General features: G+C 72.6%; 6 protein-coding genes. 2 read left to right on the forward strand and 4 right to left on the reverse strand.

Annotated features, from left to right (window positions below; translation table 11 throughout):
* The 4 genes from ACTIR_RS22490 to hsaA all read right to left on the reverse strand — a co-directional run.
* Positions 1-132: SDR family NAD(P)-dependent oxidoreductase (locus tag ACTIR_RS22490; RefSeq protein ID WP_034239205.1), on the reverse strand; the 132-nt coding region annotated here is incomplete at its 3' end.
* Between the two features lie 311 nt (positions 133-443).
* On the reverse strand, positions 444-983 hold the full coding sequence (gene hsaB / locus ACTIR_RS0109220) for a 3-hydroxy-9,10-secoandrosta-1,3,5(10)-triene-9,17-dione monooxygenase reductase subunit (RefSeq protein WP_026454046.1): 540 nt from the start codon (positions 981-983) through the stop codon (positions 444-446).
* On the reverse strand, positions 980-1,885 hold the full coding sequence (gene hsaC, locus ACTIR_RS0109225) for an iron-dependent extradiol dioxygenase HsaC (RefSeq protein ID WP_026454047.1): 906 nt from the start codon (positions 1,883-1,885) through the stop codon (positions 980-982). The genes hsaB and hsaC overlap by 4 nt, the downstream gene beginning before the upstream one ends.
* A 71-nt stretch (positions 1,886-1,956) precedes the next feature.
* Complete coding sequence (gene hsaA / locus ACTIR_RS0109230) at positions 1,957-3,132, reverse strand: 3-hydroxy-9,10-secoandrosta-1,3,5(10)-triene-9,17-dione monooxygenase oxygenase subunit (protein ID WP_026454048.1); 1,176 nt, start codon at positions 3,130-3,132, stop codon at positions 1,957-1,959.
* A gap of 235 nt (positions 3,133-3,367) precedes the next feature.
* Between hsaA and kstD the strand changes: the two genes are divergently transcribed.
* Both kstD and ACTIR_RS22495 read left to right on the forward strand, forming a co-directional pair.
* The gene (kstD, locus tag ACTIR_RS0109235; RefSeq protein ID WP_084789383.1) at positions 3,368-5,140 is read left to right on the forward strand and encodes a 3-oxosteroid 1-dehydrogenase; all 1,773 of its coding nucleotides are present in this window, start codon (positions 3,368-3,370) and stop codon (positions 5,138-5,140) included.
* On the forward strand, positions 5,137-5,893 hold a 757-nt coding region (locus ACTIR_RS22495), incomplete at its 3' end, for an FAD-binding oxidoreductase (RefSeq protein WP_084789385.1). The genes kstD and ACTIR_RS22495, both read left to right, overlap by 4 nt.

The raw sequence follows: 5,893 nt of genomic DNA on the forward strand, positions 1-5,893 counted from the left end.
CGTCTCCCGCAGCGCGTCCTCCCGCCGCCCGGCCAGCGCCACCCGGTAGCCGTGCCCGAGCAACGCGAGCGCCACGCCCCGCCCGATCCCCGAGCCGGCCCCGGTCACCACCGCCACACGCCCGCTCTCCATCGCCCGCTCCCTCCGGTGCTGAGGAACCCCGTCGACTTCCTCGATACGTCGACGATGGCATGCGGACGCGGTCGCTCCCGACCCGGATCCCGAACGCGCCGCTCGGAGATCGGCGAACTTCCCACCACGCCACGGTGTTGTATCGTGCTACCCGATGACCGATCACGAGGACCGTCCCGGTACACCGACTTTCTCGATGGGCGAGCCCATCCGTCCGCTGGACCACGCGCTCCGGGTGGCCGCGGACCTGGAGGACGAGGAGATCCGTCGCATCCTCTCGACCTGGAGAAGGTCGGCAGGCACCGCGGAGGTCAGAACCAGTCGTCCGGGCGGGGCCAGGTGAACATCTCCTCCACGGCCTCCGGCTCGGTGACGGTGTAGCGGCCGCGGTAGAACAGCAGCGGGCGGCCGTCCGAGACGTCCCCGAGCTCGGTCACCCGGCCCACCACGACGTAGTGGTCACCGGCCTCGTGCACCGCCTCGATGGCGCAGTCGATCCAGGTCAGCGACCCGGTCAGCACCGGGGCGCCGGACGGGGCCGGGGACCAGTCCACGGCGGCGAACTTGTCCGCGCCCCGCGCGCCGAAGGTGGCGCTGACGTCGCGCTGGTCGCCGGAGAGCACGTTCACCGCGAACGTGCCCACCCGTTCGATCACCGGCCACGTCCGCGACGACTTCGCCGGGCAGAACAGCACCAGCGGCGGTTCCAGGGACAGCGCCGCGAAGGACTGGCAGGCGAACCCGACGGGCGCGTCGCCGTCGTGCGCGGTCACCACGGCCACCCCGGTGCAGAAGTGCCCGAGCACCGACCGGAAACGGGTCGGATCCACGGTGGGTGCGCTGCGGGTCACGACTGCCGCGCTCCCACCGAGAAGTCGTGGCCCCACAGGCTCACCGCGGTGCTCTCCCGGGCGATCCACGTGTCGTCGGCGACCTGGCGGCCCTCGCAGCCGAACTCGACGTCGAAGCCGCCCGGCGTCTTCATGTAGAACGACATCATGTGGTCGTTGACGTGCCGCCCGAGCGTGGCCGACATCGGCACCTCCCGCCGCAGGGCCCGGTCCAGGCACAGGCCCACGTCGTCGGAGTTCTCGACCTCCACCATCAGGTGCACGATGCCGCTCGGGGTGGGCATCGGCAGGAACGCGAGGCTGTGGTGGCGCGGGTTGCAGCCGAGGAACCGCAGCCACGCCGGTTTGCCGTCCTCCGGCCTGCCCACCGCCTGCGGCGGCAGCTTCATCGAGTCGCGCAGCCGGAAGCCGAGCACGTCCCGGTAGAACCGCAGGGACGCCTCGTCGTCGTGGGTGGACAGCACCACGTGCCCCAGGCCCTGCTCGCCGGTGACGAACGTGTGCCCGTAGGGGCTGACCACCCGGCGGTGCTGCAACGCGATGCCGTGGAAGATCTCCAACGTGTTGCCGGACGGATCCTCGAACGTGATCAGCTCGTCCACCCGGCGCTCGGCGCAGACCTCGGCCGAGCCCTCCTTGAACGGCACCCCGTGCTCGGCCAGGCTCCGGCGGATCCCGTCCAGCTCGGCGGCGTGGGCGACCTCCCACCCGGCCTGCGCCAGCCGGTCGGTCTCCCCCGGCACGATCACCAGCCGCGCGGGGAACTCGTCCATCCGGAAGTACAGGGCGTCCGGGTCGTCACCGGAGCCCTCGACCATGCCGAGCACCTTCAGCCCGTACTCGCGCCAGGCCGCCATGTCGGTGGCCTCGATGCGGAGGTAGCCCAGGGAGCGAATACCCATGTGCGTCATCCGTTCGTCTCGTGGGTGGGTCGGTCGTCCGGTCCGGGGCGGACCGGGGCGTCGGACTCCGGTCAGACCATGGCGTTCTCCACGGTCTGGCCGAACGTGCCGGTGCCGAACATCTGGTACGCCCGCTCGGCGTCGTTGGCCGCGTGCACCCGGCCCGCGTGCGCGTCACGCCAGAAGCGCTGGATCGGGGTGCCCGCGCGCAGCGCACGACCCCCGGAGTTCTCGAAGAGCCGGTCGATCGCGGCGATGGCGCGCTCGGTGCCGCGCACCTGGTCGCGGCGCACCCGCAGCCGGGTGTCGAACGGCAGCTTCTCGCCGCGGCGGGCCAGCTGGTACAGCTCGTCGATGTTGTGCGTGAGCTGCAGCCACGCCGCGTCGATCTCACTGGCCGCCTCGGCGATCCGGACCTTGGCGAACGGGTCCTCCTTGGACTGCTCACCCATGTACGAGGCGCGCACCCGCTCGCGCTGGTAGGCCACGTGCGCGTCGTAGGCGCCCTGCGCCATGCCGATGATCGGCGCGGTGATGGTGCTCGGGTGCACCGACCCGTACGGCAGCCGGTACAGCGGGCCGGTGTTCACCTCCTGGCCGGGGGTCCGGCACTTCGACGTCGCCACGAAGCTGAGCACGCGGTGGGCGGGCACGAACACGTCGTCGACGACGATGTCGTTGCTGCCGGTGCCGCGCAGGCCCACGGTGTCCCACACGTCCTCGATCGTGTAGTCGGAGATCGGGACGAGGTAGGTGCAGAAGTCGACCGGGTCGCCGTCCGCGGTGAACGCGGGCGCGCCGAGCAGCACCCACGTGGCGTGGTCGCAGCCGGAGGAGAAGCTCCACTTGCCGGACAGCCGGTAACCGCCGTCGACGACCGTCGCCTTACCCATCGGTGCGTACGACGACGAGACCAGGGTTCCGGTGTCCGAACCCCACACGTCCTGCTGGGCGCGGTCGTCGAACAGGCCGAGGTGCCAGGGGTGCACGCCGAGGATGGAGGCGACCCAGCCGGTGGACCCGCACGCGCTCGCGAGTGACCGGACCGCCGTGTAGAAGGTCACCGGGTCGGCCTCATAGCCGCCGTACCGGGCGGGTTGCAGGAGTTTGAAGAAGCCGACATCGGCCAGGGCCTTGATCGACTCTTCCGGGACGCGCCGCGCGTCCTCGGCCTCCTGCGCACGGTCGCGCAGAGCCGGCAGCAGCTCCTCGATCCCGGCGATCACCGCGTCGGTGCCCTCGCTCATCTGTGCCTCGTTCCTACCGGGTTGGACTGGTACAACGCCGCCTGAGACTAGAACATGTTCTCGTTCTTGTCATCCCGGCCCCACCATGGAGAAACCACTCACAGTGCCGCGACTCCGGATTCCACTCGCTGGGACCGGCGGCCTACCCTCCGCATGGAACATGTTCTCGTAGGACGGTCCCGGGACGCCGGCCGCAGGGCGGAACCCGGCACCGTGTTCCCGAGAAGGAGGTCCGATGACCCACGACCACGCGGCCGCCGACACCGGCACCACGGCCGGATCCGAGGCCGGATCCGAGGGCGGGTCCGGGGCCACCGAGTTCGACGTCGTCGTGGTGGGCAGCGGCGCGGCGGGGATGACGGCGGCGCTGGCCGCCGCGCACGAGGGGCTGTCGGCGGTGGTGGTCGAGAAGGCCGCGCACTTCGGTGGTTCCACCGCCCGCTCCGGCGGCGGGGTGTGGATCCCGAACAACGAGACCCTGCAGGCCGCCGGCGTCTCCGACACCCCGGCCGACGCCGAGCGCTACCTGGCCTCGATCGTGGGCGACGTCGTCTCCCCCGAACGGCGCAGCGCCTATCTGGACACCGGCCCCGAGGTGGTCTCCTTCGTCCAGCGGCACACCCCGCTGCGGCTGCGCTGGGTGCCCGGCTACTCCGACTACCACCCGGAGGCCCCGGGCGGACGGCCCGGCGGCCGGTCGGTGGAGCCCGAGCCGTTCGACGCCACCGTCCTCGGTGACGAGATCGAAAACCTCGAACCCCCCTACAGCGCCCCGCCCCTCGGGGTGCCGCTGACCCAGGCGGACTTCCGGTGGCTGAGCCTGCTCGCCCGCCACCCCCGGGGCACCTGGCACCTGCTGCGGCTCGGGGCCCGGTGGCTGGCGGGCAGGCTCCGGGGACGGCGGCTGCTGTCCATGGGCCAGGCACTGGCCGCGGGGCTGCGCGCGGGCCTGGCCCGCAGCGGCGTGCCCGTCCGGCTGTCCACCCCGATGGTGGACCTGCACACCGAGGACGACACGGTCACCGGCGTCGTGGTCGAACGCGGCGGGCAGCGGGTCGTCCTCCGCGCACGGCGCGGGGTGATACTCGGGTCCGGTGGCTTCGAACACGACGAGCAGCTGCGCAGGCGGCACCAGCGGGAACCGATCGGCACGGAGTGGACGGTCGGTGCGAAGGCCAACACCGGGGACGGGATCCGCGCGGCGACGGCCCTCGGCGCGGACGTCGACCTGATGGACGAGGCCTGGTGGGGGCCGACGATCCCGCTGCCCGGCGGGCCGTGGTTCGCACTCGCCGAGCGCTCGCGCCCGGGGTGCCTGCTGGTCAACGACCGGGGCGAACGGTTCGTCAACGAGTCCGCCCCGTACGTGGAGACCGTGCACGCGATGTACGGGGAGGGCGACGGCCCGGCGGAGAACATCCCGACCTGGCTGGTGTTCGACCAGCGCTACCGCAACCGGTACATGTTCACCGGGCTCGGCCCGCGGCAGCGGTTCCCGGGCCGCTGGTACAAGACCGGGGTGGCGGCCAAGGCCGACACCCTCCCCGAGTTGGCCGAGCGGATCGGTGTTCCCGCGGACGCGCTGTCCGCCACGGTCGAGCGGTTCAACGGCTTCGCCCGCGTGGGCGAGGACGCCGACTTCGGCCGCGGCCGCAGTGCCTACGACCACTACTACGGCGATCCGCGCAACCGGCCGAACCCGAGTCTGGGGCCGCTCGACGTGGCGCCGTTCCACGCGGTGCGGATCGTGCCGGGCGATCTGGGCACGAAGGGCGGGCTGCGTACCGACGTGCACGGCCGGGTGCTGCGCGGCAACGGGACCGTGATCGACGGCCTCTACGCCGCGGGCAACACGAGCGCCGCCGTCATGGGCCGGACCTACGCGGGCCCCGGGGCGACCATCGGCCCGGCGATGGTGTTCGGCTACCGCGCCGCGCGCCACCTGGCCGCCGCACCGGAGCCCACCGGCGGACGCGCCGGGGCGAGCGGAGGGGGCGCGGAGTCGTGAACGCACCCGTGTCCCGGATCCTGCGGGTGTCCGAGGTGATCGACGAGACCGACGCGGCGCGGTCGTTCGTGTTCGACGCCGACGACCTGGACTACCGGCCCGGCCAGTTCCTCACCGTGCGGGTCCCGGGCGACGGGCGCGGCCCCGTGGCCCGCTGCTACTCCCTGTCCAGCGCACCCGGGCTGGGCGCGCCGCCGCAGGTGACGGTCAAGCGGGACGGGGACGGCTACGCCAGCAACTGGCTGTGCGACCACGTGGAGCCCGGGACCGAGCTGGAGGTCCTCGACCCGACCGGGAACTTCACACCGTCCTCACTGGACGACGACCTCGTGCTGTTCGCGGCGGGCAGCGGCATCACCCCGGTGATGTCCCTCGTGCGGGCGGTGCTGGCGCGCGGCCGCGGACGTCTGGCGCTGTGCTACGCCAACCGGGACGAACACTCCGTGATCTTCGCGCGTGCGCTGCGGGAACTGGTCGCCGACCACCCCGACCGGCTGACCGTGTCGCACTGGCTGGAGTCGCTGCAGGGCCTGCCCACCGCGGAGGCACTGCGCACGTGGGCCGCGCCGTACGCCGACCGGGAGGCGTTCGTGTGCGGGCCGCGGCCGTTCATGAAGGCCGCCACCACCGCGCTCACCGCGCTGGACGTGCCACGCTCGCGCCGGCACGTGGAGAAGTTCGTCTCCCTCGGCGGTGACCCGTTCGCCGACGCCGTGCCGGCCGGGCGGGCCGGGGCACCGGCCCCCGCCCCGG

Source organism: Saccharomonospora iraqiensis subsp. iraqiensis (genome assembly GCF_000430445.1).
In the GTDB taxonomy this organism is placed as follows: domain Bacteria; phylum Actinomycetota; class Actinomycetes; order Mycobacteriales; family Pseudonocardiaceae; genus Saccharomonospora; species Saccharomonospora iraqiensis.

What these genes read in the sequence shown, in the direction of transcription:
- hsaA (WP_026454048.1), bottom strand. Translation starts at nt 3,132, where the DNA reads ATGAGCGAGGGCACCGACGCGGTGATCGCCGGGATCGAGGAGCTGCTG.
- kstD (WP_084789383.1), top strand. Translation starts at nt 3,368, where the DNA reads ATGACCCACGACCACGCGGCCGCCGACACCGGCACCACGGCCGGATCC.
- hsaC (WP_026454047.1), bottom strand. Translation starts at nt 1,885, where the DNA reads ATGGGTATTCGCTCCCTGGGCTACCTCCGCATCGAGGCCACCGACATG.